This is a genomic window from Bradyrhizobium sp. GW821-FHT13H05 (genome assembly GCF_058804065.1).
The window spans coordinates 873201-899969 of sequence record NZ_JBXAPO010000001.1; the positions used below are offsets into that span (position 1 = coordinate 873201).

The window sequence follows — 26769 nt, forward strand, 5'->3', positions numbered from 1 at the left end:
GCCTGTCTTACTTGCGAAGGAGCTCTGCGATCTCGGCCTTGATGAAGGCCTGGTCGCGCGGAATGCTGACGGGATTGCCGGCGCGATGGCCGTGCAGCGACGGGATCGGATGCAGCACGGCGGATTTCGCGTTGACCAGCTTGGGAAGCTCGTCCTCGTTGTCGCGGACGTCGAAATAGCGATCGGTCGCGCCGGGCATCAGCAGCATATGCGCCCTGATCGCGGCGAGCGCCCGATCGAGATCGCCGCCGAACGCGGCGCAGCGGCTGATATCGCCGTTCTGCCAGATGCCGACCTGCGTCAAGAGATCGTTGGCGTCGCGTCGGGCAAACGCCGCGTCCCAGGCGCGGACGAGGTAATCTTCGAGCGACGTGAATCCACCCTCGCGCCAGAGTTCGTCGCGATAGAAGCCGTGCGACATCGCCCAACCGGCGTAGACGCGCCCCATGGCGCGATAGCCCGCAACGGGCCTTTCGACAAAACGGCCGTTGCGGAAGGCGGGGTCGCCGGTGAGAGCTGCCTTCACGCTCTCGAGGAAGACGTAATTATAGGGCGCGCAGCGCGCGCTGCCGCAGACGACCGCTGCGCGCTCGACCATACCGGGGTGCAGCGCCGCCCAGTGATAGGCCTGCGCGCCGCCCATCGACCAGCCATAAACCAGCGCGAGCTTTGAGATGCCCAGGCGCTCGGTGAGCAGCCGGTGCTGGACAGCGATGGCGTCGTGATAGGTCAATTCAGGGAACGGCCCGGCCGTGTTCGACGGCGAGGACGACAGGCCGTTGCCGAACAGGTTCGGGATGATGATGAAGTAGCGCGTGGGATCGAGCACGCCGTCGGGCCCGATCAGCCATTCGGTGTCGACATGCTGGGCGCTGAAGGAGGTCGGATAGAGAATGACGTTGTCTTTGGCGGGGCTCAGCGTACCGTAGGTCTGGTAAGCGAGCTTCATCGCCGGGAAGACGGTGCCGGACTGAAGCGTGACGTCACCAGCCTCGAAGATCTCGTGGTCACGTTGCGCCGCCATGGACCCAATTCCCGCTCACGCGGCCGCAGAGCGCGCCCGCCGAAACGACGATGCATTGATCGTGCCGGACCGGCAAACGCCACGTTGCGCCGCGCCTAATAACTGTACTAGTAGTACATTTATTCGACCAGGGCAACGGGATTCTGTCCGTATCCGCTCAGGCGATCGCCGCGATGTATCGCTCCACTGACGCCGCGAACGCAGCCTTGGCCCCTGCGGCGATGTTGCGACCCCACCAGGCGCCGTAGATGCGGTCGAACGCGAGCGGCTCGACGGCAGCCGCGATCCGCCGCACCGCGGCGGCATTGAGCGGCATGTAGTTCGGGTAGGAATACATGAAGCTGACGAAGCAGCGGTCCATCGTCACCTGTGCGATATCGCCGGTGAGCAGCGCGCCCCTGCCGCCAGCACCGCGTGACCAATGCAGCATCGTGGCCCCGGGGAAGTGACCGCCGGTACGCAGCAACTGCAAATCGTCGGCGATGCGATGGTGATCGCCGGTCCAGTGCACGATTGAAGAGTGCGGCCGCATCACCCACTGGCGGTCATCGGCATGCAGATAGACCGGCACACCGCCGAACGCCTCGCTCCAGTCGGCGAGCGCGCCATAGAAATGCGGATGCGAGATCGCGATCGCCTTCAGCCCGCCGAGCGAGCGGACATACGCGATCCCCTCCGGCGTCGCCAACGGCACGCAGTCCCACATCACGCAGCCCTCCGCCAGCGGGACCAGGAGGGCGCGCTGGCCGATGGCAAAGCCCGGCTCGAGCCCGATGCCGGTCAGGCCGAGATCGTCGCGCCAGACCACACGGTGACGTTCTGCCAACGCCTCGCGCGTGAGGAAGGCTTGCCCTTTCCAGTTCACGAACTGCCGCTCGTCCTCGCAGATCGGGCAGGATGCGGGTGGCTTGTCGCTATCCGGGAATTGCGCGCCGCAGGTTTCGCAGGTCCAGAGGGTCATAACCGTATTCTCTCACGTCCCAAAGCTCTTCTGGACCGCCTTGTCGAGCGTCTCGCCGCCGACGAAGCGCTGGCGCAGCTCGCGCTTGAGCAGTTTGCCGCTCGGGTTCTTGGGCAGGGCATCGACGAAGATGACGCGCTTGGGCACCTTGAAATGCGCCATCTGGCCGGCGCAGTGCTTGATGACGGATTCTTCGTCGAGCGTTTCCCCGGTTTTGACCACGACGATGGCAGTCACCGCCTCGATCCAGCGCGGATCGGGCAGGCCGACGACGGCAACTTCGGAAACCGCAGCAATGCGATAGACCATCTCCTCGACCTCACGGCTCGCGACATTCTCGCCGCCGGTCTTGATCATGTCCTTGACGCGGTCGACCACGGTGATGTGGCCCTCGTCATCGACCGTGGCGAGATCGCCGGAGTGAAACCAGCCGCCGGTGAACGCCGCCGCAGTCTTGACGGGATCGTTGTAGTAGCCGGAGAGCAGATGCGGCGAGCGATGCACGATCTCGCCGACCTCGCCGACTTTCACGTCTTCCATCGCCGTGTTGACCACGCGGGTCTCGACATTGACCACGGGCTTGCCGGCCGAGCCGGCCTTGCGCAGCTGATCCTCCGGCCGCAGCACGGTCGCGAGCGGCGCGATCTCGGTCTGGCCGTAGAAATTCCAGAATTTTACGGCGGGCAGGCGGCGCTGAAGTTCGAGCAGGACTTCCACCGGCATGATCGAGGCGCCGTAATAGCCCTTCTGCAGCGTCGAGAGATCGGTCTTGTCGAAATTCGGCGAGCGCAACATCGCGATCCAGATCGTCGGCGGCGCGAAGAACGACGTGATCTTGTGCGCCTGGATGAGCGCCAGAATGTTATCGGCGGCCGGCTTGCCCGTGATCACGCCGGAAGCGCCGAGATAGATCTGCGGCCCGAGAAAGACGTCGAGCTGGGCGCAGTGATAGAGCGGCAGCGCGTGCAGGAATTTGTCGTCCGCACTCATCCCGCCATCGATGATGCAGCTGACATATTGCCACATCACGGCTTCATGGGTGAGCATCGCGCCCTTGGGCAGCGATTCAGTGCCGCTGGTGTAGACGATCTGCGCGAGATCGCGGCTGTCGACGGAGGCCTCCAGGAACGAGCGGTCCGGATGAAGGAGATCGTCGAAGGTGGTGAGGCCCGCAGGTGCGGATGCCGGATCCTCGCCCGGCAGCCAGATCATCTTCTCGACCGCACAGTCCTTCGCGCTGGCCGCCCGCGCCGGCTCGACGAAATCAGGACCGGTCGCGAGCAGCTTGGCGCCGGAACTCTTCAGGATGAAATTGATCTCGTCCGGGTTGAGCATGAAGTTGATCGGCACCAGCACGGCGCCGATCCGGGCGATGGCGAAGCGCAGCGCGGCGAAGGCATGCGAATTGCGCGAGAGCACGGCGATGCGGTCGCCTTTCCTGACGCCGAGGCCGAGCAGGCCGCGGCCGAGCCGGTTGCAGATGGCGTCCATCTCGGCGAAGGTCCAGCTGACATTACCGCAGCTCACCGCGAGCTTGTTCGGCTCGCGGCCGGCCGATCGGCGCAGGAGATCGCCGATGGAATGCTCGCGCGCTTTCGCGATGGTGGCTGCAGTATCGCTCGACATTTCCACTCCCCAGGATTTGCAATTTGCGCGAAGCGTAGTCGGCGCTGCCGGCCGCGTCAAATTGCCTGCGCGGCGGCGTCGTGACGCAAGAATTGCCGCTTCGCCGGAGCAAGTTTGATTGGTGCACCAACAATAAATATCGGGGGAAATGCCATGCATGGGATCGCGCGTGCCGCCTTTGCGGCCGGGCTGCTGTCTGCGTCTTTCATCAATCCATCGTCCGCCCAGCAAGCCCCGCTCAAGATCGGCGTGCTCTCCGACTTCTCCTCGGTCTATTCCGACATCGGCGGCCAGGGCAATGTCGAAGCCACCAAGATGGCCATCGAGGACTTTGGCGGGCAGATGTTCGGCAAGCCGATCGACATGGTTTCGGCCGACGTGCTCAACAAGCCCGACGTCGCCTCCACCATCGCCCGCAAATGGTGGGAGACCGAGGGCATCGACATGATCATCGACCTGCCGACCTCGGCCACCGCGCTCGCGGTGATGGAGCTGTCGAAGCAATATGAGAAGATCATGATCGTGACGGACGCGGCGAGCTCCGACATCACCGGCAAATCCTGCTCGCCCTACACCGCGCACTGGACCTACGACACCTATGCCAACGCCCACACGGTCGGCGGCGCCATCGTCAAGAACGGCGGCGACAGCTGGTTCTTCCTCACCGCCGACTACGTGTTCGGCCATTCGGTCGAGCGCGACACCGGCGACGTGGTGAAGGCAGCCGGTGGCAAAGTGCTCGGCAGCGTCAAGCATCCGCTCAACACCGCGGACTTCTCCTCATTCCTGCTGCAAGCCCAGGCCTCCAAGGCCAAGATCATCGGGCTTGCGAACGGCGGCGGCGACACCATCGACGCGATCAAGCAGGCCGGTGAGTTCGGCATCGTCGCCGGCGGACAGAATCTGGCTGCGATCGTGATGTTCATCTCCGACGTGCACAGCCTGGGGCTGAAGCTCGCGCAGGGTCTGATCATCACCGAGGCCTATTACTGGGACCTCAACGACAAGACCCGCGCCTTCGGCAAGCGCTTCATGGAGCGCGTCAAGCGCATGCCGACGATGAACCAGGCCGCGACCTACAGCGCGACGCTGCATTACCTCAAAGCGGTGCATGCCGCGGGCACAAGGGACACCAAGACGGTGATGGCGAAGATGCGCGAGCTGCCGGTGAAGGACGCCTTCACCGACAACGGCACACTCCGCGAGGACGGCCGCATGGTGCACAGCATGTTCCTGTTCCAGGTGAAGAAGCCCGAAGAATCCAAGGGCCCGTGGGACTATTACAAGCTGCTCGCCGAAGTGCCTGCCGACCAGGCGTTTCGGCCCCTGAAGGACGGCGGTTGTCCATTGGTGAAGTAAGGTGCGGACGATCGACGCAGTCAGGGACATCATCGCTGACGGCGTCGGCCACCATTCCCGCTCATTGCGGGTAACGTTCCGCATACCGGAGTACTACGGAGTTCCATGTTCGGAACCTGATAACCCAACAGCTCTAGATCTGAGCTGCTGCCGCTGACGTGCGTTCTGCTCGCAAGCGCTGCGCCATTTTCATGTCGCTGTGAGTATTGCCGTTGCGTTCCAGAGTCCGAAGTACCTTCGGTCGCGACAATCGCGCCAACATCGCCGTCATCTTTGCGCTGGCGCTGGTCCCGATCATCGGGTTCATCGGCGCCGCGACCGACTACGCGCTTGCCAACAAGCAGCGCACCAAGCTTCAGCAGGCGCTGGACCTCGCGATGCTCGCCGGTGCAGCCGCGGGCAAGCAGGCGCTCGATTCCGGTGCAAGCCAAAGCACGGCGATCAGTGCGGCAAACACCGCCGCGAGCAATCTGTTCACCGGCAACACGTCCGGCATCATCGCCCAGGTCGTCACGAACTTCACCGTGAACGGGCTGACGCTGTCGGGGACCGGCAGCGCGAGCACGGCCATCACCACGAACTTCCTCGGGTTGATGGGATACCCGAACCTCCAGCTGTCGGTGGCATCGAACACCACGTCCTCGACGCAGCCCTATCAGAACGTGTATCTCCTGGTCGACATCTCCTCGTCGATGCTTCTGCCCTCTACGCAGGCCGGCATTACGCAGATGATCAACGGCACCGGCTGCGCACTCGCCTGCCATGATCAGACCAACGGCTCGGACTCCTACGGTTGGGCCCTGAACAAGGGCATCCAGCTTCGCTACCAGGTCGTGAACCAGGGCGTGCAGAACCTGCTGACTTATTTGAACAGCAAGTCCACCTTCAATAACTACGTACGGGTCGGCCTGTGGTCATTCGACAGCTCGCTGACGCAGATGTCCGCCTTGACCTCAAACTTCACCTCGGTGTCCTACAATTTCCCGGCGCCGGGACTCGCGAGCAACGACGCGGCCGCCGCGACGCCGTTCGACAGCCTGATCGACAATTTCGTCTCGATCGTCGGCAATGGCGGCGACGGAAGCTCGCTCTCCAGTCCGCAGAAGCTGGTGATCCTGGCAACCGACGGCGTCAACGATCCCACGCGCGCATGGGTCAGCCAGACCTCGCTGCGCTCGCAGGTGAAAGTGTTCAACACGAGCTTCTGCACAACGCTCAAGAACAAGAACGTCACCGTCGCGATCCTCAACACGCCCTACTATCCGATGACCTGGGACTGGGGCTACAACGCGACGCTCGGCCAACCGGGCAGCCTCGGCGGAGCGACCCGGGTCGACGACATTCCGATCGCGCTGTCGGCATGCGCCGGCACCTATTTCATCCGCAGCTCGGACCCCGCGGTGATCCAGTCGGCGTTCACCACACTGTTCACCAAGGCCTCGCCCGTTCGCGTGACCAATTAGTGCCGATGGACGGCGGCCGGATGCTCAGAGCTTGTGCCCTTTCTGCCTGAGCGCCTCGATCAGGCGCTGCTTCAGCTCGTCGGCGGCCTTCTGGCTAACGTCCTGGCCGATCTGCACGCTCGCTTGCGTCAGCGCATCCGATTTCTCCAGGAATTTTCGGCCCGCAGTCCCGGCGTAGAACGCCTCGATCTGGCGCAGCTCATCGACGGTGAAGCTTTGGGCATAGAGCGCGGCGATCTGATCGGTCATCGACGCGAGGTACGGGGCGTAGATCTCGGCGCCGGGTGCCGTCATTGAATCATAGTCGCGCTCGATTTCCGGCCGGTCCTGCGCGACCACCGGCCGAAGCTTGAGCAGAAGCTGCGGCAGCAATGCGCGGTACTGATCGGCGATCTTCAAGGTGACCACCAGCTTGCGCGCCGCACTCATCGCCTCCGGCGACGGTGTTTGTGCGGAGGCACCGCAGATGAGGAACAGGAGGGCGCCGGCGATCGTCAACAAGCGTCTGGACATAAGCCTCTCCGTTGGACCTCTCCGTGAAATACGGGCCGGCGTTGCTCAACGACCGGCCGGCGCCGCGGCGCCGGTCGTTGCCGGCCTGCCGTCCAGGGCGGTGTCGGCCTCCTCGACCTCCGTCACCTTCACGAACAGGTTCGGCACGCGCTCGGCGCGATCGAGCAGCCAGGCGGCGCCGATCATGATGGCGATGCCGACGGCAGAGACCGCGAGCTGCTCCCAGACGCCCTTGGTGTACTGGGTCAGGATCCAATGCGCGGAGAACGACAGGAACACCCCGAGGCAGAAGATCGGCAGCGAATGCTGGCCGCAGAGGATGACCGGACGCAGCCACGCCGTATGCAGCGACCGCCATTTGCGCGAGATGAAATGGGTGACCCAGATCGCCAGCGCCAGGAAATGCGTGAAGCGCAGCATATCGAGATCGGTCTTGTCGATCGGGTAGATCGCCTTGATCATCCATTTCGGGATCAGGGCCTCGAGCGCAGGGAGATGCCATGTCATCACGATCAGCAGCGCGAACGCCAGCCACGCCGCCGCCAGCGTCATGGCGGCCTTCGACCACACCCATCTCGCGATCTTCTCGATCTGGCCGATGCCGCACCAGGCGGCGAACACGAACATCAGCTGCCAGCAGAACGGGTTGAAGTACCAGGTCGTGCCGGGCGGATAGGAGGCGATGTTCCAGTCGAACCAGCGCGACAGCACATAGATCACGACGGAGGTGGCCAGCGTCAGGTTCGGCCGCCGCACCAGGCACCAGACGATGAAGGGCGAGGCGAACACCAGCGTGATGTAGAGCGGCAGCACGTCGAGATTGACCGGCTTGTATTTCAGCAGGATCGCCTGCCCGATCAGCTCGTCCGGATGCGACAGGAAGTTGAACACGTTGAACTCGTGCTCGTACATCGGATTGTCGAAGCGGCGCGCGGTGCGGGCGATCTGCGCCGTGAACAAAAGGAACAGCATGATGTGGGCGACGTACATTTCCGCCGCGCGCCGCCACAGCCGCTTCAGCGCGGCAAGGAACCAGCCGCCCGCGACGATCGGCCCATAGATCCAGCCGACCAGATAGCCGGAGATGAAGACGAAGAACTCGGCGGCGTCGCTGAAGCCGTAATTGCGCAGCGTCAGCCAGGCCACGACGTCGTGCGGGATGTGGTCGAGGAAGATCATCCACAACCCAATGCCGCGAAACAGATCGAGCCGCAGGTCGCGCTCGACCGGCGCCAGGAGTGCTGACTGGTCCCGTGTGATCATGGCCCCCGCCTCTTCCGGTGGGCGTCGCGCCATGGCGGCGCCGGCAAAATCGAATGCTAAAAAATGTGAATCAAAAGGTCACCTGGCCCTGCGGCCAGCTGCCCGCCAACGGTAGCCGACCTCTGTGTTCGCGCAAGTGACTTTCGTCGTCACGACGGCGGAGACCAGCGCCAGGCGGCGGCCTCCAACACAAAAACCGCGAAAACAACCCCATGCACAGTAGAGGCGACACGCTAAGTCATTGTAATATCTACGAAATAAAAACGACCCGTCGGGCGAGAAAATCGACGCCACGGGACCATCGCACGCCGAACCAACGAACAGCAGACATCAGGTCAGCTCGCCGCCCCGGGCGAGCACCTCGTTCAGCATCGCCTCGGCCTTCTGCTTCAGCGGCAGCGCACCGCTGTCGGAGGCGATCGCGATCGTCCCGCGCAAGGCGGCAAGGATCGCGGCCTTGTTCTCGTCGCTGGAGGCCGGCGTGACGACGGCTTCGCCGAACAGGGCCTCGGCCTCGAGGCCTGAAAACCCCTGCTGGCGGGCGGTGTTGCGCGACTCGCGCAGCATGTTCTGCGCGGCCTCGACATCGCCGAGCCGGTGCGTGGCCAATGCCAGGTAGATCGAGCTGCGCAGCACCGCCGAGGTATAGCCGACCGCCTTCGCCTCCTCGCGCGCCTCGGCCAGCATGCCGCGCGCCCGCTCGAACAGCCCCTGCTCCAGATAGGCGATGCCGAGGTGACAGGCCAGCACCGGCACGAACAGCCGGACGCCCTGCTTCTGCGCGCGGACAAAACCATCTTCGAGAATGGAAGCGGCCGCCGCCGGATCGTTTCGGCCGAGCTTCAGCCAGCCGCCGCTATAGGCGGCGGCGACACGGTCGTAGGGACGGTTTGTCTCCTCGGCAATGGCGTCAGCCTGCCGCTGCAGCTGCTCGGCAAGATCGAGCTCACCCATGACGGTGTGGGTGAAGCTCTTCATCATGCAGCAGAGCAGGAGCAGGTATCGCGGCGTCGTGCCAATCGGGGCACTGGCATCCGGACCTGCCAATTGAGCATGTGCCAATGCCACGGTCCGCTCGGCTTCGCGGTAGCGGCCGGCCAGGAAATAGGCCTGGCCCAGTCCATATCGCGCGAGATTGAGCCAACCCCTGTTGCCCCACTCCACCGCGAGGCGAACGACTTCCTCGCCGATCGCGACCGCCTCGACCGGCGCACCGTAGAAATTCTGTGCGCCCGACCTGACGGTCATGGCGGCGACCTTGCGTCCGATATCGTCGATCGCGTCGGCTCGCCGTTCGGCCTCTTTTCCCAGATCCAGCCATTCGGCGAGCTGACCGGAGGCGATGAACGCCGCCCGTGCTTCCATTCGGAGATCGATGGCATCCGCCTCGCGCAACGGCGTCGGCGGCGTCTTGTCGAGCGAGCCCATCGCCAGCTCGAAATAATTGGCCGCGTCCGCAAAGGCCGACCGGCTCAGACATTTGCGTCCCGCGCTTCTGCCGTGGGCGAACGCCTTGAGCCAGTTCTTCGCACGCAGCGCGTGATAGCACAGCGTATCGGGCTCATCGGCGCTCGTTTCGTCGCCCTCGAAGATCGCCAGAATGCGCGCATGGATGTCCTCACGCACCTTTTCGACCATCGCGTCGTAGGTCACCTGGCGGACCATCTCGTGCCGAAACTCGAGCGCGTCGTCCAGCTCGCTGTCGATCCTGACGAGCAGCTCGGCGCGGTCAAGCGCCGCAAGACAATCCTGGAGGGCATTCTCGGGCAGCTCGACGAGCTTGCGCAGCATGGCGACGCTCGATCTCGGCCCAAGCGCCGCGGCGATCTGCAAGACGGAGCGTTCCTGCCGCGACACGCGATCGAGGCGCGAGGCGATCACGCCCTGGATGCTGCTGGGAATGCCGAGCTCATCGATCGGGCGCATCAGCGAGAGATCGCCCCACTGGCCGCGAAGCGTTCCGCTGTCCCTCAGTCCGCGGCACACCTCCTCGATAAACAAGGGCACATTCGCGGTATGCGAGATGATTCTGGTCTTGAGATCGTCGTTCGCCGCGGAGGGACCGAGCATGTCGGCCAGCATGGCCAGCCCGGAATCGTCGTCGAGAGGCCGCATCGCGACGACCTCGGCGTGGCAGCGCGCGATCCAGACCGGCATGCCGTTGGGCCTGGAGGTCAGGAGCACGAGAAGATCCGGCGCCTGAAGCGCAGCGATGGCGGCCATGACCGTATCGCTGGCACGGTCGATCCAGTGCAGATCTTCGAGCAACAGGATGGTGTGGTGGCGCCGCGCCGCGCTCTCGACGATTGCACAGCACGCGTCGGAAATCGCCCGCCCCCGCGCGTGAGGCTCCAATTCGTTCCACTGCGGCTCAGATATCGGCAGATCCAGCACGGCGTCGAGGGCACATTGCTGGATCAGCGGTCGATCCTTTCGCAGGTCTCCGAGGCTGTCGGAATCCTTCGCGGTCGCCTCCAGCAGCGAGAGCAGCAAGCGCTTGAGCGTGCTGAACGGCGCGCCCTGCAGGTTCGGGCTGCACTCTGCGTCGATCAGGCGCCAGCCGGCGGCCTTGAGCTCCTGGGCAAACTCGTGCGCCAGACGCGACTTTCCGATGCCGGCGTCGCCGAGCAGCAAGACGGTCTGACGGCCGGCACCAACGGCCTCCGCGGCGCGGCCGAGCAGCGCCCGCTCGGTGGTGCGATCGACGAACCGGGAGACGCTGCGCGCCCGTCGCACCCGCCAGCTCGACAGGTCGCTCGCGCCGACAATCCGATAGACCGGCACAGGCTGATTGAAGCCTCGCAGCGGCTTGCCGCCCAGAAACTCGAATCGGACGTGCCCTTCGGCGAGCTCCTGACAGGCTTCAGACACGTAGATCTGATTCGCCTCCGCCGCCGACTCCAGCCGTGCGGCCAGGTGCTGGGCGGCCCCACCGATCTCGTAGACCTTGGAAAACTCGCTGGCGACCATGTAGGCGATGACGTGGCCGGAATGGAGGCCGACCCGAACCTGAAGCCCGGAATCGCCGAGGCCTGCAACCCGCCGGACCAGTTCAAGCGCGGCATGGCAGGCCAGCGGCGCATGGTTGTCATCCGCGATCGGAGCGCCGAACACCGCCGCGATTCCGTCGCCCAGCTCCTTGCTGACGATGCCCCCGAACTGACGCACCGCGCCGCGCATCGCAGCCAGGGCCGGCTCCAGCCGCGAGACGGCCTCCTCGGGCTCCAGCTCGGCTATCAGCCCGGTCGAATCGACGACATCGGCGCGCAGGATCGTGACGAACCGGCGTTCGCTGTCGGGATCGGATCGTCGCACCGCCAGCCCGCATTTCGGGCACCAGCTAGCGCTTGGATCGATCGTCGATTGACACGCGACACAATGCATTCCTGTGCCTTCAAAAGTCGCAACGGCGTTGTCTGCAGGCCGATGCACGCGGGGAGCTTGGCGCAAGAATACCTATCAGGACCTGCATGGCAATCGAACTTGCAGTGAAACATAGCTGTGTCGACAAAGGTGGCTCTCTGGACGAAATGCATTTTCGGGTGGTAGCGTCATCGTCGCGCGAAAAAATGGGGCCGCGCGTTCTAGAGGGCGCTGAGGCTTTCGTTCTGGCCAACGAGCTTTGCTGGGCGGCACGTTTCCCTGATTGGTTGGATCGTAAAGGACAAAGCGATGGGCGGAAGGACATATAACGGCAAAGCCTTCAGAGATTTGATGAACAGCAACTACTTTCCTCTGGAGAATATGAAAAAGAGCGTGGCAAAGCTCAAGGCGTCGGACAACATCGACCTTCCGACTCTGGAATACGGCCAGTACCATTTGATCCTGACGCCGGCCTCGAAGTGGCCGCAGGGAAGCGCCAAGCACTGGCACAAGGAGAAGGGCCGGGCTCGCGTCGATCTCAGCACGCAGCCGAACACCGTCCCCCTGTCCAAGGATGAGCCCGGTGTGATCCCGCTGACGCGATGCGACCTGCTCGATGCCTGCGTCCGCAAGTGCTTCAATTCCGAGCCGCCGATCCCGATGAAGACCAACATCATCGTCCACGCGCCGAGCGATGCCTACGCCCACCGGCACGAGATCCGGCTGGAGTGGGAGTACGGCAAAGGCGAGGACAAGACGCCGACACTGCTCAATCTGACGATGGTCTGCCCGCACAGGGACTGAGCTTAGCCGGACCAGCGCGGGGCTCCCGCGCTGGTCCCGAAAACCCCGATGACGCCGCGCGCTCGCTTCGCGCACGCACAGGTGAGGGCCAGCTGTTGCGCTCCCGCCGGCAGCACGCCCGTCGTTTGCGCGATCCCCGCACCAATTCGGCTGCCGGCGTCATGCGGGCTCCCGCAGCCAGCATGTTCGGTCTGCGTCATGAGGCTGTCGCATGAAGGTCGTCCTGACCTTCGGCCAGCGCATTCGACGATCCGGATCAAGCGACACCGCCATCATGCCGACTTGCGCCCGACATCGGCGGTGCCGTCAGCGGCCGATTCGCCGCTTGCCGCACAAGGTGCACATGGCGACCGCGAACGGTCTTCCGCAACTCCCGCGCACAGCGGCGATGTCTCTTAAAATCCTCTGCAACTCCCCGCACCGCACCGCTCGATTTTTCCGTTGGCCATTTTACCTATGCATGCAATACTCGCAATAACAATCTAGGGTAGTTCCGCGGCGGAACTGAAGCCGTGCAGCAAGATCAAGAAATGAAATGTCCGGCGCCATCATCGCGCCTCCAGCGTCCTCCATGCGCCCGCATCGATCGTACATGCCAGAATGGCTTGCGAAGCCGGCCAACATGGACGTGGCTGGAGTCGTGCAGCCCCCTCGCAACAGACGGACGGAGCAGGAACCCTCACCGGAAAACCTCGGCCCCGCGCCGTCGGACGGGCACATCCCACTGAGCATGCATCGCAATGGCAATACCTGGTCGCTTCGAGCGCGCGATCGATCTGATCACCAGCGCCACGACAATCGACACCCTTCCAAATACTCTTGCCTCGCTGCGGGACCTGTATGGGTTCGTCCATCTCGTCTATTGCGCGGTCCGGATTCCGGGCTGTCCTGCGGCGGTCAGTCGACAGCTTGCCTACGTCACCTGTGATCCGCAGCAACAGCAGCAACGTGACAGTCGCGAAGGCCCGGACATCGGCCGGGCATTCGTCAACGCGCGAATCGCAGCGGAACCCTTCGATTGGACGGATTTGTCGGAGTTCGGCCCGTCTTGCGGAATTCTCTTTTCCGACGAGGGCAACGTTCGCCGACACGGACTGACCATCCCGATCCGCGGCTACGGCGGCGAACGGGCGCTGCTGTCCTTCGCCTCGAGCGCCAACGACGACGAGTGGCCGGGCCTGAAGCGGCATCTCGGTCACGAGCTGCTCGCTGTCGCCTACCATTTCCACAATCGCAGCGTCCAGCTTGCAGGGTTTCGTCCCGTCCCGGAAAAAACCACGCTCTCGCGCCGCGAGCTGGACTGCGTCGCACGGCTTGCTCGCGGCATCCAGCCAAAGAACGTGGCGCTCGAACTCGGCATCACCGAGAGTACCGTTCGTCTCTACATTCAATCCGCGCGCCGTAAATTGCGTTGCGCGACGACCGCGCAAATGATCGCGAGGCTCGTCGAGGATGAGACGATCGTTTTGTGACCGTGCGAGCGATTTTGCTAGAATGCCGCGCATTACGCACGAACTCACAGCTTTCAGCTCTCGTCAATCTCTCTAACTTCACGGATTGATCGACGTGCATGGTCGACGTCACGATGCGCCTGCGGATCGTCAGATCCGTGCAGAGCAGAACGGCCTGCGTGTGCAGCAGCCGTCGAACCAAGGAGAGCTAGTGATGGGCATCTACACTGGTGACAACAACGCGAATACGATCAACCTGATCGGAGTTCCGCTCGGACCCGGCGAAACCGGAAACTCGGTATCGCTGCTGGGCGGAAACGACACGTTCTACGGCAGCTCCTACACCGACATCGTCACGGGAGGCGATGGCGACGACGTGCTCTACGGATACGGGGGTGGCGACATCCTGATCGGAGGAAACGGAGCTGATCAGATCCACGGCGGCGACGGCAACGACAATCTGACCGGAGACGCCGGAAACGACACGATCTGGGGCGATCTCGGCAACGACGTGATGTCGGGAAACGCCGGCAATGATTCCTACGTTCACACCGCGGGCAGCGGCGTCGACACCATCGCAGAAGATCTGAACGAGGCGGGCACGCCGGGTTTCGGTTCCGGAACCGATACGCTGTACTACGGCGCGAACGCCGCCGATATCGGCCTGTACCAGTCCGGGAACACGCTGTGGGTCACAACGGTCGCCGATGCCGCCGACGGCATCATCAGCGACGGCGTGCAGGTGCAGAACTTCTTCTCGAATACCAACAGCCGCATCGAGTACATCGTCACGGCTGACAACTACCAGCTCGATCTGTCGAGCATCGTCTGAAGACCCGGGTCGGTGCCAGCGCGCGGCACCGACCCACCCGCTTTCGGCAATTTCTTCCAGCGAGCGGCATGATTTGCCGCGTGAGTCTGTCGCGGAACTGCATAAGTCGTTGCTGCAACTAGAAGTTTATTTGGCACGGCGATTGCGTATTCCCTCCTCACAAGGAGGAACCCATGAACGTAAGTGCAGCCGCAACGCCTCTCGCCGCCATCGATCTCAGCAAGCTGACCGTCACGAAGGCAAGCGAACCATGGCCCACGGAAACCGCGTCGCCCGACACCAGCACCACGCCGGCCGACAACGACCCATCGAACCTCTATGCGACCATACAGAAGGACGGCAAGACCATCGCCACCTTTTACAAGAGCGGGTTGATGGTAACGCCCAACGGCGAGGCCTTGCCGAATGACCTCGCGGTGGACGGGCATGGACCATCGCTGGCCAACCAGCGCATCCAGCAGATGCTCAATATGTACGGCGGTGACGTCGAGTACGCACAGGACGCTCGAACGCGGAATACATCGGCAATGGCAGCGACACTGTTCTCGGCGCAAGTCGCCGGCCGGTAAGCGCCGTCGGCCTCCCCGTTCGGCACGAACGGGAGCCGGATGGCGATGACAGAGCAGTGCACTGACGATTTCGACGGCGGACTGGCCGCACTTTGTCGCATCGCCACGTTCTATCGAATTCCGTCAAACCCCGAGGTGCTCCGCAACGAGCTCTCGATTGCGGCGGATGCCAACGAGGCCGATCTGGCCCGGGCGGCGCAGAAACTTGGACTGCGCGCCCGCATCGTGCGCGATCCCGGTCCGAACCGGTTGAGGGGAGCCCCGGTGCCGGCCATCGTCCGGCTTCGATCGGGCGCCTATCGGCTCTATACCGGCATGGTCAGGGGCGCACGCTACCGGTTGATCGAACCCGGGTCCGGCGCGGCCTTCGACGCCGACGAAGACGAGATCCGCGCTCTGCTCGATCCCCTGCTGATCCTGATTCAGCGTCGGCCGCTCGGCGCCGGATCCGATCCAACGGCATCCGGCTTTCTCTGGTTCTTCGGATCGGTGAAGCGGTACCGGTCGCCGCTGACGCATGCGCTCGTGGCATCGCTGTTCATTCAGCTGTTCGCGCTGGTCACGCCGCTCGGCTTTCAAGTGGTGATGGACAAGGTCCTGGTTCACAAGGGGTTCGCTACCCTGCTCGTCGTCGCCGTCGCCCTGGCCGGCATGGGCATCTTCGACGTTCTGTTGCAGTTTCTGCGGACATATGCGCTCGCTCACACAACGAGCCGCATCGATGTCGAGCTCGGCCAGCGGCTGATGCATCATCTGGTGCGGCTGCCGCTGTCCTATTTCGAGAGCAGGCCGGTCGGCCAGACCGTCGCCAGGGTGCGCGAGCTCGACACGATCCGGGCGTTCCTGACCGGGCAAGGCCTGTTTGCCGCCATCGATCTCGTCCTCACCGTCGTGATGTTCGCGGTGCTGTTCGCTTATTCCACCCTGCTCGCATGCATCGTTCTCGGAAGCATCCCAGTCTATGTCCTGATCGTCGCGATCGTTCGTCCGATTCTTCGCAGGCGCCTGAAGGAGAAATTTACCCGCGGCGCCGAAACCCAGCAATTTCTCGTCGAGACGGTGGTCGGTGTCCAGACGATCAAGGCCGCCGCAGTCGAGCCATCCGTGCAGGCCCAGTGGGAGGAGCGCCTGGCCGCGTACATTCGTGCAGCATTCACGACCACCCTGGCCGGCGCCGCCGGACAAAACGCGATTCAGTATGTGAGCAAACTGACGACGGTCCTCATCCTCTATTTCGGCGCCGTTGCCGTCGTGGACGGCAGCTTGACCGTCGGTGCGCTCGTCGCCTTCAACATGATCGCGGGACAGGTGGCGCAGCCGATTCTCCGCCTGTCGCAGCTCTGGCAGGATTTTCAGCAGGTGCAGGTGTCGATCGAACGCATCGGCGACATTCTCCAGACGCCGATGGAAACCGCCGGTCATTCCCAGAACGTGCCGGCGCCGCCGCAGGGCGACATCGAGCTTAGGGACGTGTCATTCGCCTATCGGCCCGGCGGCGCCCGAATTCTCGACGCTTTTTCGCTGAGGATACGGCCCGGCGAGACCCTGGGCATCATCGGCGCTTCCGGCTCCGGCAAGTCGACGATCGCGAAATTGATCCAGCGCCTCTACGCACCGACGCACGGCCATGTCTTGCTGGACGGACACGACATCGCCCAGGTCGCGCCATCCTGGGTCAGGCGGAACGTCGGCGTCGTGCTCCAGGAGAACGTCCTCTTCAACCGCAGCGTCCACGACAATATAGCGTTCGCCAATCCGGCGATTCCGCACAGCCGCGTCGTCGAGGCAGCGAGGCTGGCAGGTGCCGACGAATTCATACGGGCGTTGCCGCAAGGGTACGACACCGTCATCGAGGAGCGAGGCGCCAATCTCTCGGGCGGACAGCGGCAACGAATCGCGATTGCCCGCGCACTCGTGACGAACCCACGCATCCTGATCTTCGACGAGGCCACCAGTGCTCTCGACTACGAGAGCGAGCAGCTCATCCAACGCAACATGAGGCTGATCGCGAAGGGACGGACCGTCATCATCATCGCGCATCGGCTGGCTGCGGTTCGCGACTGCGATCGCATCATCGGGCTGTCGCATGGAAAGATCGTGGAAAGCGGCACGCACCGGGAACTGCTGAAGCGGGACCGCGGACTTTATGCGGGCCTGTGGGCGATGCAGTCCGGCGCAGAGGTTGCGGCATGAGCGTTCCGATCCTGGCGATGCGAAGGGAGCGCGGAAAACACGGCGGGAGAGACCGCGAGTTCCTGCCGGCGGCACTGGAGATTCTGGAACGTCCGGCCTCGCCGGTCGCCCTGGCGCTGCTGTGGACGATCTGCGGGCTGGCCGTGTTCGGCCTGTTGCTGGCTCATTTTGGCCGGGTCGAGATCATCGCTTCTGCGCAGGGTAAGATCCGACCGCAGGGCCAGGTCAAGACCATCCAATCGATGGAGAACGGCAAGACCTCCGAAATCAATGTCCGCGACGGACAGCACGTGTCCCGGGGAGAGGTGCTCGTGGCGCTGGATTCCAGGGAGATCCGGGCCGAGCTGGCCTCATCCTCCGGCTCACTTGCAGCAGCACGGGCCGAAATCGAGCGCCGCATCATGACCGACCGCGTCGTTGCGGTGCGCGCGGATTCAGCCTACCAGGCGCCGGCGCTCACCTCGCCGGCCGACATTCCCGGCGTTCTTCTCGCAAGGGAGCAACGCAATGCGGAGGGAGATCTGACCGCGTTGAACGCGACGATCGAAAACTTGCGCGCCCAGGTTCGACAGAAAACGGCGGATCTGGAGCGTGTCCGCGGCAGCGTCGCGGCTCAAACCGCTCTCGTCGAGACGCTCTCGGAGCGCGTATCGATGAAGACCACGCTCTACACGAACCACACCGGCTCCAAGGCCGCGTTGATCGATGCCACCGAGACCCTGCAGACGCAACAGGCATCGCTCGTGGCGCAGACGGGTCAGCTCGGCAGCACGGAGGGGGAGATCTCGGTCGTTCAAAGTCAGATCGCACAGACCATCGAGCAGTTTCGTGCCGACAATCTCCGCAAGCTCGCCGAGCGCGAGCGGCAGGCCGACGAGCTCGAGCACAAGGTATCCGAGCTCTCGGCCAGACTGGAGAACTTCACCCTGCGGAGCCCGATCGACGGGATCGTCCAGGGCGTGGCCGTGACGACGGTAGGACAGGTCGTGACGATCAGTCAGGAGGTCGCCCGCGTGGTGCCGGATCTCGCCCGGCTGGAGGTCGAAGCCTATGTCCAGAACAAGGACATAGGCTTCCTGACAATCGACCAGGAAGCGGCGATCAAGATCGAGACATTGCCGTTCAGCCGCTACGGCACCGTCTCCGCCACCGTGACCCATATTGCGAGCGACGCAATGCCGTTACCCGACGCACAGGCTGCCGAAGGCGGACAGCCGCGCATGATGCGATCGACCGGCGTGGCCGCAGGCGAACAGCGTGTCCAGAATCTGGTCTATCCAATCACGCTGCGCCTGAATCAACAGACTGTAGATGCGGACGGCCGAGCCGTGCGCTTGATGTCGGGCATGGCCGTGACGGCGGAGATCAAGACCGGGACCCGAAGCGTCCTCGAATATGTCCTGTCTCCCCTGGTCGAGGTCTCGGCGTCGGCGCTACACGAACGATGAGAGGCACTTGCCGGGACGACGGCGTTCGGTGCCGTCGTCCCACCGAAGCGCGCCCTCCGTCAGCGCAGACCGCCGGTGACGTGGAGCGTCTCGCCGGTGACGTAGGACGCCTCGTCAGACGCGAAGAAGGCGACCGCGGCCGCGATCTCCTCGACCTTGCCGATGCGGCCGAGCGGGGTGGTGGATTCGATCCAGTTGCGCATGTCGCCTTCGTGCAGGCCGGCGGACACCACGCCCTCGGTGGCGATCATGCCCGGATTGACGGCGTTGACGCGGATCTTGCGCGGCGCCAGCTCCTTCGACAGCACGGAGGAGATCGCATCCACCGAGGCCTTCGTCGCGGTGTAGACGGCGGTGTTGGCCGGCGCGATGGTCGAGACACCGGAAGAGATGTTGATGATGCTGCCGCCCTTGGCGTTGAAGTGCCGCACCGCTTCCCCCGAGATCAGGAGAAGGCCGAGCACGTTGAGGTCGAAATGCCGGTGGAAATGCTCGGGCGTGATGTCCTCGAGCGGCGCGAACCCGTAAACGCCCGCGTTGTTGACGAGGATGTCGATCGGACCGAACGCCTTGACGGTGTCTGCGACCACGCTCTTCACTTGCTTGGCATCGGCCAGATTGCCGTGAACGGCGACGGCCTTGCCGCCCTTGGCGGTGATGGCGGCGACGACGCGGTCGGCGGCTTCCTTGCTGGAGCTGTAGTTGACGGCGACCGCCGCGCCATCAGCCGCCAGCCGGACGGCAATCTCGGCACCGATGCCTTTGGATGCGCCGGTCACGAGCGCTACTTTTCCTTCGAGTCTCTTCGTCATCGCTTAACTCCACGAACCGGCAGGACGCCGATATTCACTAGTTCAATACTAGTGAACTATTGAATGAGTTCAAGAGACGGGCTATATTTTGGGCATGGTGCAGTTCGTTCACCCGCAGCGGGACGAAATTACGCTGGCCGGAGTGCTTGGAGCGCTCGCGGATCCCATGCGGCTGCGCATCGTCAAGAGCCTGGCCGCGCAGAACGATTGCATGTCATGCACCGAGGCGGCGCCTTGCCCTGAGATGGCGAAGTCGACCCTGTCGAACCATTTTCGGATCCTGCGGGAAGCCGGCCTGATCCGGACGTCGAAGCAGGGCGTGCAGCACCGCAACGTCCTGCGGGAAGACGACATCAACGCGCGGTTTCCGAAGCTGCTCAAGATGATCCTGAGCTATCCGGACTGACGGCGGGCGCACTCCATCCGGTCGCCTCACGGCAGGTACAGATACCTCACCAGCGTCCGCCCCACCGCTTCCAGGCTTTGCGCCGAACACTTGTCGGGCGTGTCCTCGGTGGTGTTGTAGAACGGCTCGTATTCGAAATCGATCACGACGAAGCTCGGAATGCCCGCGAGCTGGAATGCGGTGTGGTCGTCCTGAATGGCATAGGGCGCCGGCACCGGCTCGAAGGCGCCGGGCGCGATCTGCATCCCGATGTCCCAGAACTTCTTCACTTCCACCGCCGCCGAGCGGAGCCCGGATTGCTCGGCCTTCAGGTGCAGGTCGCGGTCGCAGACCATGTCGAAGTCGAGCATCTTCTCAGGCCTGGCGTTCGGATAGAATTCGGCGAGGCGCTGGGTGAAGTGCGGCGAGCCGATCGAGTGGAAGTTCGGATCGCCCGCGCCCAGCGAGAGCGGGCCCTCCTCGCCGTCGAAGAAGATCATGTCGATCCCGACCGGCGGCGCGTCGGGCAATTCCGACAGCACGCGCGCGGTCTCCAGCAACACGGCCACGCCCGAGGCGGAATTGTTGGCGCCCGGCATCGGCGCGTCCGGAGTCTTGGAATCGCGATAGGCCTTGATGATGCTGTCGTAATGCGTGGCGACGATGACGCGGCGCGGATTGGCCGGGTTGAAACGGGCGATGATGTTGGTCATCGCCATGGTGCGGCCGGCCTCGCGCGCGATCCAGCGCTGGAGCACGATGGTGTCGAACTTCGTCTTCTTCAGCTCGGCCGTGAGGTAATCGATGGTCTTCTGGTGTCCGGCCGTCTCCATCGAACGCGGCGTGAAGCGCATCAGGTCCACGATGACGGCGAGCGCACGCTGACCGTCCCAGGACTCGATCCTGACCTGGTCGGGCTTCTCTTGGGCAAAAAGCTCCTGGGCAAAAAGCAGCCCGGCCGGGAAAACCAGCAGTGCGGCGACGAAGAGGAGCCGGGATCGGAAATTTTGCGACATCGTTCAGGACTCGGTTGGCTGCCGTGCAGGCGTCATGAACAGCAACGCGGCGCAGGCCGCAAGCATCACCGCAAAAATATACGTGATGTTCCGTGAGCCGATCGACGGAATCAGGATGAACGTCGTCAGCAGGGTGCCCGCGACATTGCCGATGGTGGAGACGCCGTAGACGCGTCCCGCCACACGGCCGGCCTCCTTGGCCGATCGGGTCAGCAAGCTGACGGCGATCGGCGAGAACGTGCCGAGCAGCGACAGCGGCACCAGCAGCAGAGCGGTCGAGGCTGACAGCGTCGCGGCGGGCCCAACGCCGATATGGTCCAGGATGGCCCGCATGACGGCGTCGGCGGTTGCCGGCACCAGCGCGAGCCAGCACGCAGCCACCAGGATGGCCACACCGATGGCGCGCGGCGACGGATAGCGGTCGACGACGGCGCTGCCGGCGAAATAGCCGATGGCGAGCGCGCAGAGCACGATCGAGATCAGGCTGGCCCAGGTGCCGATGCCACCGCCGAAATAGGGAAAGAGATAGCGGCTGCCCAGCATCTCGAAGCCCATCAGGACGCCGCCGGAGACGAAAGCGATGGCGTAGACGGTCGGCGCGAGCGAGCGGGCCTGCGTCAAGGCAGCTTCCTGTTATGCCGCTCGATGCCTTTCAGCGCCTCGACCGGCGCGAAATCGTCGGTCAGCACCGTGGCCTTGGGGCTGATCATCTGGACGTCGTTGAGATCGACGGGCTTGCGCAGCGCCAGCATGCCGGCGAGCGGGTAGCGCAGCCCGTGCGCCTTGTCGCGCGCGGCTGCGACCGCAGCGATGTCTTCCGCCTTCCGTGCCGGGCCGTCATAGGCGACGGTGACGAAATTGTCTTCGGACTTGTAGAACTCGAGCTGCGGAAACACCGATCCGATCGTCTTCATGGCGGCGTCGAACAGCATGGTATCGGATGCAACGTTCTGCACCACGACGCCGCCCTCGGCGAGATGCTCCTTGACGATCTGATAGAATTCCCTCGTCAACAAGTGGAACGGCACGAACGGCCCGCGATAGGCGTCGATCATGATGATGTCGTAGCGATCCCTGGATTGCGCCAGGAACAGGCGGCCGTCCTTGGCCTCGACAAGGAAGTTCGGCTCGTCCCTGAGCCCGAAATATTTCCGCGAGAGCTCGACGACCGCGGGGTCGAGCTCGACCGAGGTCACGCGAACATCGGGCAGGAAACGGTGCAGATACCAGGCGGTGCGTCCGCCGCCGGTCCCGATCTCGAGGATCGACTTCACGTTCGCAGGATACATCAGCCCGACGGTCATGAACTGGGTGTAGAGCACCAGCAGATCGCGATCATCGTCGGGGTTGAACACGCTCTCGGTGTAGATCTGCTTGTTGTGCCCGAACGTCAGGATCACATAGGGCGATCGCTTGTAGACGAAGATGTTGTTGTAGAGCGACTCCCGCTGCTCCAGCAGGCGTGGCGGCTCCAGCTTGCTCGGATCCACCGCCGATGCGGGGCCAATGCCGAGAAACGCGATTGCAAGCGTGCTGAAAATGACTGATCGCAACAACATCAGGACACCGCTTCCTTGGGGCAATCGAAGGATGAGTGGTCTGGGCTCTTTGATAAACGATCGCGGCGGAAAAGAAAAAGCCCGGCAATCCCCTCGGGGAAGCCGGGCTTTGTCTTGGTTGCGGGGATAGGATTTGAACCTATGACCTTCAGGTTATGAGCCGCCGCGCAATAGAATCAAGTGACTGATATTACTTAGTAATTCATCTCTAGAAATATTTTTGTGCTAGAAATTGTGCTAAAATCAGCGATCTGCTCCACCCAAACGTGACATACATCACACAATTAGGCAACTTGCTTGAACACGCCCCAGCTGGGAGAGAAGCTCTGGTATCGCCTCGCTACCGAGCTTATCCGCTGGACCCGCGTCCTCTTCGAATCCCCGCGAAACAGCCCCGCTAATCGGCGGCGCTAGTCTCCTTTCCGATCGGAGAAGAATACGTGAGCGCCATGCATCATCCAGCGCTCGTGGTCGGCGAGCGTCGCCGCAGGAAAGTTGGCCGATAGCTCGTCTTCTTGCCGCATACGCCGGATCTCAGCACAGACGTTATGCACGGCAGACGAAGACATTCCCAACGCGCCGCCGACGCGGAGTTCGGCCTCCATGGCAGGACTCCTAATGCCCTGCCGCTTGGCGAGGTCGTGCTCACCACGGTAGTACGCCTCGACATGATGTTTCCACCAAGGCCAGTCTTTGAACCTTCGCTTGCGGTCCTGAGGGGACCCTTCCGGTCCTGCAAGAACGGCCCATGCTTTACACCTCTCAACCACGACCTCTTCGAGCGGCTTTTGTACCGCCACCACCGGCCGGCCGCGGCCCGTCAGCCGCTGCATCCGTATCCTCGCATAGCGATTCACGTCCAACGCATCGAGCCGCTGGATGTCTGCCTTCTTCCAGGAATGCCGGCGGCGATACGCCGCCAGAAGCTGCCCCCGGCGATATCGGCGATCTAGACCTTCAGCCCAAGCGATCAACGATCTTCCCACGGCAAACACCAGCACACCGACCGCGACAAGGGTAGCTAGAGCTTCGTCTGAAATCGCTGGAGACGTCTTCTCAAGTTGAATTTCCGGGTTCAAATCGGTCATGAGCTGCCTCGCAGAGTGTCCATGCGACCTATCTGCCCTCCCAGAAGCCGCCGATCACGACAATTTAAGTCCGTTAGAGACTGACAGCTTATCCTTCGCGCTGGAAACGACGGAGCGATACCCGCCTGCGATTCTGCTCCAGGATGACCTCGCCCATGCCGGAGCCGCCGATCCAATAAGAAAAGTCTACTGTGTTTCGATTGCGGTCGTGGTTGTCGAACTGCCTGAAACCATCGGTTAGAAAGCTGGCCCGACTATCGTCGGGGAATTCGTGCCATTCACCCTCAAACCAGAAGTTGGCAATTCCGCAGAGTAGGGTCCTTTCGAACTCGTGCACGCACCAGAATGGCTTGATTCCAACCACCTCGCCCGTTGGCAGCCAGGTTCTCGCCTCCCGCCGCCTCCTCTCCGGGCTTGTGGTCTTGCCTATCTTCAAAAGGCTCGCATTTCGGAGAATATACAGCCAACCGGGATCAACGGCCGGGTAAGACGCCCACGGCGGCATCGGACTATTCGAAATCGCGAAATCACCAGTGGTCACCCGCACGAAGCTGCGCTCCATTGGCTCATTCTAATGAGAATATATGATTCGGAGGCCTATGGCTCATAGTGCAGCCAGTCACCGCGACTGAGATCGCCGAGCGCAGGGCGCACCGTGAGAATCGAGCCCTGCCTCCGGCTACCCCGCTGAGCTCAAACTACTTTAGGTACTGCAACCTCCGTAACACTACGCTACCTTAAGCTATGACATACGAGTTCTTTAATCTCTCGCCTGCCGATTTCGAAGAGCTGTCCGCGGATTTGCTGGGACGAGAACTAGGTATACGATTTGAAGTCTTCGCCCCTGGCCCCGACGGCGGGGCCGACGGACGTCACACGAGTGATGGCCATTCCATCGTCCTCCAAGCCAAACACTATGCGCGCTCACAGTTCTCTGCCTTGAAGAAGCAGATGGTCAAGGAACGCACTTCAATCGATAAGCTGGCGCCGTCGAGATATCTTCTGGCGACGTCCTGTCCAGTTACGAGCGCGAACAAGAGGGAGCTCGGAACCATCATCGGCCCGTCGCTAAGGACCGATTCAGACATCAAAGGTCCGGGCGATCTGAATGCGCTACTCCGTGACTTTCCGGAAATTGCCAAGTCCCATATCAAGCTTTGGCTTTCGGGCACGGCGATGCTTGAGAGGATACTCAATGCATCGGCCCACACCTTCAATGCGATGAGCAAGGCAGAGATCGAAACAAAAATCCGCATTTTCGCGCCTAATCCGAGTTTCGACGAAGCCCTTCGTATTCTAGAATCAACTCACGTGCTCATTGTGTCCGGCCCTCCCGGTGTAGGCAAAACCACACTCGCCGAAATATTGGCCTACGCATACATGGCGGACGGCTGGGATCTCGTCGCTATTCGTAGCCTGGAGGATGGGTTCAAGCTCATTGACGACACCAAGAAGCAGGTATTCTTCTTCGATGATTTTCTTGGTCGGGTTGCACTCGACCGCCAGGCGCTTGCACATAAGGATTCCGATCTCGCTCTGTTCTTGAAGCGCGTGAGAAAATCGTCGAATGCGCGATTCATTTTGACGACACCATATATTTTCGAAGAAGCTCGACGTGTATCAGAGCATCTCGCTGACCAGCGTTTGGACGTCAGCAAATATGTGCTTGATGTCGGAATCTATACGCGGCGAATAAGAGCTCGAATCCTCTATAATCATTTACTTGGCGCAGGGACGCCACAACCGTTCATCACAGCCTTGGTCAGCAGCGAGGACCTGAAGGCGATCGTGGATCACAAAAACTATAACCCTCGGGTCATCGAGTGGATGACCGATGCTAGTCACTTAGCGGATCGTGATCCCGCATCCTATCCAGCAGCATTCTTGGCCGCGTTGGCAAATCCATCGGGCCTATGGGACATCGCGTTCCGAACCCATATTTCAAAGGCCTGCCAGCACTTGCTTTATGCTCTTTTTTTCAGCTCAGAGTATGGAGTTTCGATAGCGAGCTTAAGAAGCGCTTACGAAGTTCTGCATCCCCTTCTCTGCTCTGCCTTCGGGGATACGAGGGACGCGAAAGACTTCGACGAATCGCTTAAGATACTTGAGGGAGGCTTTGTTCATATCTCTGACCAGAGCGTAAGCTTCGTCAATCCTTCTCTTCGCGACTACCTGACGAACTATCTCCAAGACGCTTTGATTATCGCAATTTGCGCAAAAGCGTCGCACCAGACCAGGTGGGCAATGAACGTGTGGGAGCACATTCAAGCGATGGACCTCTCCGAGAGCGAGCGAAAGCACCTTGTGCTTCAATTTCTCGACGTTGGCGCCGCATTCAAGGACATGCCTGTCTGGGCCTACACCATTGAGAACAACATTAGGTACCGACGCCCCGTTGATCTCTCAAACACAGAACGGCTTACGCTTCTTCTGGATTGGTGGAGCGAAACCGCCGACCAACGATTTCTCAACACGGCAATGAACCTGGCGGAGAGTCCTGTCGACGGCTTGGATTCCTGGCGGGATGGAGAGAAAGCTCTAGAGCTGATCGGGAAGCTCCGAGATGGTGGATACTACGACAATCTCCACGACGCAGAGAAGTTGGCGGACCGCATAGAGGTCGCAGCAATCTCGATGATCGAGGACTTTCCGACACTTGATGAGCTTGAGAAACTTGCGGACGTCGTAGACGACTGGCCTAGAACCTTCGGCACCGGCATTACCACGGCGCTAGATGAAGTGATAAGAGCGCAGATCAACACGATAGATCAGACTATTTCTGACATCGATTCGAAATCGACGCTTGATGATTACATTTCGTCGATTGAGAAACTTGGTAAGAGAGCCTCTTTAAGTGCAGCGCAGATAGGAAAGGCCGTCTCCGCTGTCAGCGATCGAATTGGTGAAGTTAGTGAGAAAGCTTCAGAGGTTTCTCAGTCAGCGCCCAAGCTGAGAGCTATGGAACGTGTTGACCATTTCGATGATGCAGCGTTGAGAGGCCTATTCAGCCAACTTCTCGTCCCATAGTATCGACATACTA

Annotated in this window: 22 protein-coding genes; 10 read left to right on the forward strand and 12 right to left on the reverse strand. The window is 62.2% G+C overall.

Translation table 11 applies throughout. From position 1 onward, the window contains the following. Positions 1-7: 7 nt before the first annotated feature. The 3 genes from AC1RR3_RS04125 to AC1RR3_RS04135 form a co-directional block, all read right to left on the reverse strand. On the reverse strand, positions 8-1024 hold the full coding sequence (locus tag AC1RR3_RS04125) for an alpha/beta fold hydrolase (protein WP_492819556.1): 1017 nt from the start codon (positions 1022-1024) through the stop codon (positions 8-10). Positions 1025-1181: 157 nt separating this feature from the next. Further along, complete coding sequence (locus tag AC1RR3_RS04130) at positions 1182-1985, reverse strand: MBL fold metallo-hydrolase (protein WP_492819558.1); 804 nt, start codon at positions 1983-1985, stop codon at positions 1182-1184. Between the two features lie 12 nt (positions 1986-1997). Further along, positions 1998-3611 (reverse strand): acyl-CoA synthetase, encoded by a 1614-nt coding sequence (locus AC1RR3_RS04135; RefSeq protein WP_492819560.1) that lies wholly within the window; start codon positions 3609-3611, stop codon positions 1998-2000. Between the two features lie 153 nt (positions 3612-3764). On the opposite strand from AC1RR3_RS04135, the gene AC1RR3_RS04140 reads away from it, so the two are divergent. Both AC1RR3_RS04140 and AC1RR3_RS04145 read left to right on the forward strand, forming a co-directional pair. Beyond that, complete coding sequence (locus tag AC1RR3_RS04140) at positions 3765-4970, forward strand: ABC transporter substrate-binding protein (protein ID WP_492819562.1); 1206 nt, start codon at positions 3765-3767, stop codon at positions 4968-4970. Positions 4971-5182: 212 nt separating this feature from the next. After that, positions 5183-6433 (forward strand): TadE/TadG family type IV pilus assembly protein, encoded by a 1251-nt coding sequence (locus AC1RR3_RS04145; RefSeq protein ID WP_492819564.1) that lies wholly within the window; start codon positions 5183-5185, stop codon positions 6431-6433. A gap of 24 nt (positions 6434-6457) precedes the next feature. Here AC1RR3_RS04145 and AC1RR3_RS04150 read toward each other — a convergent pair whose 3' ends face one another. The 3 genes from AC1RR3_RS04150 to AC1RR3_RS04160 all read right to left on the reverse strand — a co-directional run bounded on the left by AC1RR3_RS04150 (position 6458) and on the right by AC1RR3_RS04160 (position 11593). After that, complete coding sequence (locus tag AC1RR3_RS04150; RefSeq protein WP_492819566.1) at positions 6458-6946, reverse strand: DUF2059 domain-containing protein; 489 nt, start codon at positions 6944-6946, stop codon at positions 6458-6460. Between the two features lie 45 nt (positions 6947-6991). Beyond that, the gene (locus AC1RR3_RS04155) at positions 6992-8209 is read right to left on the reverse strand and encodes an OpgC domain-containing protein (protein WP_492819568.1); all 1218 of its coding nucleotides are present in this window, start codon (positions 8207-8209) and stop codon (positions 6992-6994) included. 330 nt (positions 8210-8539) lie between these two features. Next, positions 8540-11593, reverse strand: coding sequence for an ATP-binding protein (locus AC1RR3_RS04160; RefSeq protein ID WP_492819570.1), 3054 nt, complete (start codon positions 11591-11593; stop codon positions 8540-8542). A 288-nt stretch (positions 11594-11881) separates the two neighbouring features. On the opposite strand from AC1RR3_RS04160, the gene AC1RR3_RS04165 reads away from it, so the two are divergent. The 6 genes from AC1RR3_RS04165 to AC1RR3_RS04190 all read left to right on the forward strand — a co-directional run bounded on the left by AC1RR3_RS04165 (position 11882) and on the right by AC1RR3_RS04190 (position 18869). After that, the gene (locus tag AC1RR3_RS04165; protein ID WP_492819572.1) at positions 11882-12376 is read left to right on the forward strand and encodes a hypothetical protein; all 495 of its coding nucleotides are present in this window, start codon (positions 11882-11884) and stop codon (positions 12374-12376) included. A 740-nt stretch (positions 12377-13116) separates the two neighbouring features. After that, positions 13117-13848 carry a helix-turn-helix transcriptional regulator gene (locus AC1RR3_RS04170; RefSeq protein ID WP_492819574.1) on the forward strand — a complete coding sequence of 244 codons (732 nt, stop codon included), beginning with the start codon at positions 13117-13119 and terminating at the stop codon, positions 13846-13848. A gap of 94 nt (positions 13849-13942) precedes the next feature. Then, positions 13943-14659 (forward strand): calcium-binding protein, encoded by a 717-nt coding sequence (locus tag AC1RR3_RS04175; RefSeq protein WP_492819806.1) that lies wholly within the window; start codon positions 13943-13945, stop codon positions 14657-14659. Between the two features lie 173 nt (positions 14660-14832). Continuing rightward, positions 14833-15228: a hypothetical protein gene (locus AC1RR3_RS04180; protein WP_492819576.1), complete on the forward strand. Its 396-nt coding sequence runs from the start codon at positions 14833-14835 to the stop codon at positions 15226-15228. A 45-nt stretch (positions 15229-15273) separates the two neighbouring features. Then, on the forward strand, positions 15274-17421 hold the full coding sequence (locus AC1RR3_RS04185; RefSeq protein ID WP_492819808.1) for a type I secretion system permease/ATPase: 2148 nt from the start codon (positions 15274-15276) through the stop codon (positions 17419-17421). After that, positions 17418-18869 carry an HlyD family type I secretion periplasmic adaptor subunit gene (locus tag AC1RR3_RS04190; RefSeq protein WP_492819578.1) on the forward strand — a complete coding sequence of 484 codons (1452 nt, stop codon included), beginning with the start codon at positions 17418-17420 and terminating at the stop codon, positions 18867-18869. The genes AC1RR3_RS04185 and AC1RR3_RS04190 overlap by 4 nt, the downstream gene beginning before the upstream one ends. Positions 18870-18928: 59 nt before the next feature. On the opposite strand, the gene AC1RR3_RS04195 is transcribed toward AC1RR3_RS04190, so the two are convergent. After that, positions 18929-19681 carry an SDR family NAD(P)-dependent oxidoreductase gene (locus AC1RR3_RS04195; RefSeq protein ID WP_492819580.1) on the reverse strand — a complete coding sequence of 251 codons (753 nt, stop codon included), beginning with the start codon at positions 19679-19681 and terminating at the stop codon, positions 18929-18931. Between the two features lie 94 nt (positions 19682-19775). Between AC1RR3_RS04195 and AC1RR3_RS04200 the strand changes: the two genes are divergently transcribed. Then, positions 19776-20087, forward strand: a complete 312-nt coding sequence (locus AC1RR3_RS04200) for an ArsR/SmtB family transcription factor (RefSeq protein WP_492819582.1) — start codon at positions 19776-19778, stop codon at positions 20085-20087. Positions 20088-20113: 26 nt separating this feature from the next. Here the strand turns inward: AC1RR3_RS04200 and AC1RR3_RS04205 are convergent, their stop codons facing one another. From AC1RR3_RS04205 to AC1RR3_RS04225, 5 genes are all read right to left on the reverse strand, one after another. Next, positions 20114-21082: a M28 family peptidase gene (locus AC1RR3_RS04205; RefSeq protein WP_492819584.1), complete on the reverse strand. Its 969-nt coding sequence runs from the start codon at positions 21080-21082 to the stop codon at positions 20114-20116. A gap of 3 nt (positions 21083-21085) precedes the next feature. Continuing rightward, positions 21086-21703, reverse strand: coding sequence for a fused MFS/spermidine synthase (locus tag AC1RR3_RS04210; protein ID WP_492819586.1), 618 nt, complete (start codon positions 21701-21703; stop codon positions 21086-21088). After that, positions 21700-22641, reverse strand: a complete 942-nt coding sequence (locus AC1RR3_RS04215; protein ID WP_492819588.1) for a spermidine synthase — start codon at positions 22639-22641, stop codon at positions 21700-21702. The genes AC1RR3_RS04210 and AC1RR3_RS04215 overlap by 4 nt, the downstream gene beginning before the upstream one ends. A gap of 410 nt (positions 22642-23051) precedes the next feature. After that, positions 23052-23729 carry a hypothetical protein gene (locus AC1RR3_RS04220; RefSeq protein ID WP_492819590.1) on the reverse strand — a complete coding sequence of 226 codons (678 nt, stop codon included), beginning with the start codon at positions 23727-23729 and terminating at the stop codon, positions 23052-23054. 88 nt (positions 23730-23817) lie between these two features. Then, positions 23818-24291 carry a hypothetical protein gene (locus AC1RR3_RS04225; RefSeq protein ID WP_492819592.1) on the reverse strand — a complete coding sequence of 158 codons (474 nt, stop codon included), beginning with the start codon at positions 24289-24291 and terminating at the stop codon, positions 23818-23820. Positions 24292-24473: 182 nt separating this feature from the next. Here AC1RR3_RS04225 and AC1RR3_RS04230 point away from each other — a divergent pair, with 182 nt between their 5' ends. Then, positions 24474-26756 (forward strand): nSTAND3 domain-containing NTPase, encoded by a 2283-nt coding sequence (locus AC1RR3_RS04230; protein ID WP_492819594.1) that lies wholly within the window; start codon positions 24474-24476, stop codon positions 26754-26756. Positions 26757-26769 lie beyond the last annotated feature (13 nt).

What these genes read in the sequence shown, in the direction of transcription:
- AC1RR3_RS04215 (WP_492819588.1), bottom strand. Translation starts at nt 22,641, where the DNA reads ATGTTGTTGCGATCAGTCATTTTCAGCACGCTTGCAATCGCGTTTCTC.
- AC1RR3_RS04165 (WP_492819572.1), top strand. Translation starts at nt 11,882, where the DNA reads ATGGGCGGAAGGACATATAACGGCAAAGCCTTCAGAGATTTGATGAAC.
- AC1RR3_RS04225 (WP_492819592.1), bottom strand. Translation starts at nt 24,291, where the DNA reads ATGGAGCGCAGCTTCGTGCGGGTGACCACTGGTGATTTCGCGATTTCG.
- AC1RR3_RS04130 (WP_492819558.1), bottom strand. Translation starts at nt 1,985, where the DNA reads ATGACCCTCTGGACCTGCGAAACCTGCGGCGCGCAATTCCCGGATAGC.
- AC1RR3_RS04195 (WP_492819580.1), bottom strand. Translation starts at nt 19,681, where the DNA reads ATGACGAAGAGACTCGAAGGAAAAGTAGCGCTCGTGACCGGCGCATCC.
- AC1RR3_RS04150 (WP_492819566.1), bottom strand. Translation starts at nt 6,946, where the DNA reads ATGTCCAGACGCTTGTTGACGATCGCCGGCGCCCTCCTGTTCCTCATC.
- AC1RR3_RS04190 (WP_492819578.1), top strand. Translation starts at nt 17,418, where the DNA reads ATGAGCGTTCCGATCCTGGCGATGCGAAGGGAGCGCGGAAAACACGGC.
- AC1RR3_RS04180 (WP_492819576.1), top strand. Translation starts at nt 14,833, where the DNA reads ATGAACGTAAGTGCAGCCGCAACGCCTCTCGCCGCCATCGATCTCAGC.
- AC1RR3_RS04220 (WP_492819590.1), bottom strand. Translation starts at nt 23,729, where the DNA reads ATGACCGATTTGAACCCGGAAATTCAACTTGAGAAGACGTCTCCAGCG.
- AC1RR3_RS04140 (WP_492819562.1), top strand. Translation starts at nt 3,765, where the DNA reads ATGCATGGGATCGCGCGTGCCGCCTTTGCGGCCGGGCTGCTGTCTGCG.
- AC1RR3_RS04125 (WP_492819556.1), bottom strand. Translation starts at nt 1,024, where the DNA reads ATGGCGGCGCAACGTGACCACGAGATCTTCGAGGCTGGTGACGTCACG.
- AC1RR3_RS04230 (WP_492819594.1), top strand. Translation starts at nt 24,474, where the DNA reads ATGACATACGAGTTCTTTAATCTCTCGCCTGCCGATTTCGAAGAGCTG.
- AC1RR3_RS04200 (WP_492819582.1), top strand. Translation starts at nt 19,776, where the DNA reads ATGGTGCAGTTCGTTCACCCGCAGCGGGACGAAATTACGCTGGCCGGA.
- AC1RR3_RS04135 (WP_492819560.1), bottom strand. Translation starts at nt 3,611, where the DNA reads ATGTCGAGCGATACTGCAGCCACCATCGCGAAAGCGCGCGAGCATTCC.
- AC1RR3_RS04160 (WP_492819570.1), bottom strand. Translation starts at nt 11,593, where the DNA reads ATGCATTGTGTCGCGTGTCAATCGACGATCGATCCAAGCGCTAGCTGG.
- AC1RR3_RS04205 (WP_492819584.1), bottom strand. Translation starts at nt 21,082, where the DNA reads ATGTCGCAAAATTTCCGATCCCGGCTCCTCTTCGTCGCCGCACTGCTG.
- AC1RR3_RS04155 (WP_492819568.1), bottom strand. Translation starts at nt 8,209, where the DNA reads ATGATCACACGGGACCAGTCAGCACTCCTGGCGCCGGTCGAGCGCGAC.
- AC1RR3_RS04185 (WP_492819808.1), top strand. Translation starts at nt 15,274, where the DNA reads ATGACAGAGCAGTGCACTGACGATTTCGACGGCGGACTGGCCGCACTT.
- AC1RR3_RS04170 (WP_492819574.1), top strand. Translation starts at nt 13,117, where the DNA reads ATGGCAATACCTGGTCGCTTCGAGCGCGCGATCGATCTGATCACCAGC.